This window comes from Flavobacteriales bacterium (genome assembly GCA_013214975.1).
Taxonomy (GTDB): Bacteria; Bacteroidota; Bacteroidia; order DT-38; family DT-38; genus DT-38.
The window spans coordinates 1-2,864 of record JABSPR010000270.1 but is presented as its reverse complement, the minus strand read 5'-3'; the positions used below and the strand labels follow the sequence as shown (position 1 = coordinate 2,864).

The window sequence follows — 2,864 nt, the reverse complement described above, 5'->3', positions numbered from 1 at the left end:
CGATGATCAGAGAATCAAGCGTGGAAAACGGAATCACGTCACACTTGACTCTGATGCCCATCTTTATTAATTTACATTCTCTTTGAGGAACAAGTTTAGCGCCTCATTGTACTCAATTACTCACATCTATTAAGATAGAATATGACAAAAGCCTACAATAAAAGTGTTTTTCATTTTGAACTTGTCGCCCTAGTAGCTCTATTAATCTTATTTTTTTCTTTTTTATCCAATGGCTGGGTAGATACAAATGAACTTCAAGCTGCTTGGTTTATGCCTTTATTAGGAATTGTAGCGGCAACAATAGCTATGTCAACTCCTGCTGGTGGTGGTGTTGTTTTCTTCCCTGCTATGGTACTACTAGGTGTCCCTCCCATTGAAGCAGTAGCATTTTCCGTTGGGGCACAGTCAGTTGGAATGGGAATATTTGGGGCTTTTAATTGGATAAAGCGAGATAGGTCCTCCATCAATTTTTACATTGTTATTCCAACTGCTATAATTGGCAGTGCCGTATCACTCATAGCATTGTTTATTTTTCCAATTGTGGAAGCTAAACTTCTTCAGCTAACCTTTAGCTTATTTGGAGTCGGACTTGCAACATACGTTTTATACAATCTGCGAAAAGACCTTGACAAACAAAACAATCTCTTTCAATGGAGCAAATGGATGGTATTGGCTGTAGTAGTTGTTGGATTAATTGGCGGACTATTAGTTGGATATATTGGCGTTGGAATTGACGCTATATTATTTTTAATTCTTACTTCTCGTTTCAAAATGGATGTGCATCAAGCAACTGTAACTAGCATAATCACTATGGGACTAACTGCAATGACGCCTTTCGTTGTCCATCTTTTCATAATCAGAGATGTTCCAATTAACCTTTGGCTAATGGCTCTGCCGGGGATATTAATAGGAGCACGTATTGGGCCTTGGCTGAATCAAACCTTAGGCAATAGACGAATTTTGATAGGTTTTGCAACTGTTTTAATAATTGAATTCCTGATGACTATTTCAAAGTTCACTTTGTTGGAATGATTAATAATAAGTCGAGTAGGTAAAGGGGAATCTCACCCCTAAATCTCTCACAGAACCGTACGTGACAGTCTCCCATCATACGGCTCTTCTTAACAAGTCTAAGGCTTGAATCCATATTGCCAATGCACAAATAAATTAGGATAATGCTTTGCTGTTTCCTGTAACCATTTGTAAGCAAAGAACCAATGTTTTCGCCTAAACCGACGATACTTGTTACGTACCCAATGGGATAATCGGAAATTCAGATTTCGGAACACATAATGAAGCTCACTCTTTCTAACTATACCATAATAATGGATCCAGCCCCGTATTTTATCTCTTAGTATTCTTGCTAAATCTGGCAAGCCTAAGTAAACCATACGATGAAGATTCATCTTACACAATGTTTGATTGATCCGTTTCTGATTCTTCCGACTTATAGAAGGAGTAAAACCCAAATAAAATTTACCATAGCGTCCTTTTACCATTCGTGGTTTAAAAGTGAATCCGAGAAAATCGAATGTTAAATAACGAACTCTAAAAGGTGGATGATACTTCTGCTTCTGTTTGCAATAAACAATATTGCTTTTACCCTCTTTTATTTCCAATTTACATCGTCTAAATCGAGTGGTAACAGAACCTAGTACATCCATAGCTTGTTTGAAATGATCACAATGAATAATGATATCATCAGCATATCGCTCAAACTTTACGCCAGGATGAGTAGTCTCCATCCATTTATCAAAAACAACGTGTAGAAAGATATTTGCCAATAATGGACTTATTACTCCTCCTTGTGGCGTGCCTTTGATCCGAGGATAAATACGACCATCTTTCTTTTGGACACTAGCTTTCAACCAACGTTCTACGTACAAGTGAATATGTCGCTCTTGGGTAAAATGACCTAATGCTTGAAGCATTAAATCATGGTCTATCTCATCAAAGAAACTTTTGATGTCCAAGTCGATCGCCCAGTTAGCTTCCATGCAGTTTTGCCTGCATTGTTTTATAGCCTGATGAGCAGATTTATTGGGGCGATAGCCAAAAGAATTGGAACTAAATTGCTTATCCACAATCTGCTCCAACTCTTCTCGTATTACCATTTTAGCTGTACGATCTTGTACCGTTGGGATACCTAGCTTACGCTTTGTACCATCCCCTTTGGGTATTTCTACCTCACGAACAAAATCAGGAAAGTAACTACCACTTGCTAGCCTATTCCATATCGGATAAAGATATTTCATAGGATGTGACGATACATCGGCAATTGATAATTTATCAACTCCACATGCACCTTTATTACTCCTAACCTTTTTAAAGGCTTCCCATATCTGTCGCTTATCTATCGGTTGCGACTTTTGTTTCTCTTCGAAAATCATCCTAAATTACTTTAGTCTGACTCTTTATAGTGGTAAGACATAAGGATAATATCAGATTTAAAAGCATTCAAGAAAATGAATTGCCAGAGAAGATGCATGCTCATTTGTTGAAAGATGAAATTATTGAACTAACAGGAGTACAATCTAAAGCTAAATACCAAAAAAAATTAAGAAGAGTGGCGATCTGGGATGAGAAAAATGAGCAAATAATACAGCTTATTACTAATCAGATGACTTGGTGTGCCAACACAATAAGCGAATTGTATAAGAGCAGATGGCAAATAGAAATATTCTTTAGAGACATCAAACAGTTGCTACACATTAAATCATTCATCGGAACTAGCCTAAATGCGGTAATAATACAAATATGGACTGCCTTAATTAGTATTTTATTACTCAAATACCTGAAAGTGTTAGCAAAATACAACTGGTACTTATCCAATTTAGTTGCCTTTCTAAGACTCAACTTATTTG

General features: G+C 36.9%; 2 protein-coding genes and 1 pseudogene. 2 read left to right on the top strand and 1 reads right to left on the bottom strand.

Translation table 11 applies throughout. The annotated features are described in order from the left end of the window. Positions 1 to 141 precede the first annotated feature (141 nt). The gene (locus HRT72_08680; protein NQY67781.1) at positions 142 to 1,032 is read left to right on the top strand and encodes a sulfite exporter TauE/SafE family protein; all 891 of its coding nucleotides are present in this window, start codon (positions 142 to 144) and stop codon (positions 1,030 to 1,032) included. Between the two features lie 98 nt (positions 1,033 to 1,130). On the opposite strand, the gene ltrA is transcribed toward HRT72_08680, so the two are convergent. Then, positions 1,131 to 2,390: a group II intron reverse transcriptase/maturase gene (ltrA, locus tag HRT72_08675; protein ID NQY67780.1), complete on the bottom strand. Its 1,260-nt coding sequence runs from the start codon at positions 2,388 to 2,390 to the stop codon at positions 1,131 to 1,133. Between the two features lie 23 nt (positions 2,391 to 2,413). Between ltrA and HRT72_08670 the strand changes: the two are divergent. Then, a pseudogene (locus tag HRT72_08670) lies at positions 2,414 to 2,864 on the top strand (transposase).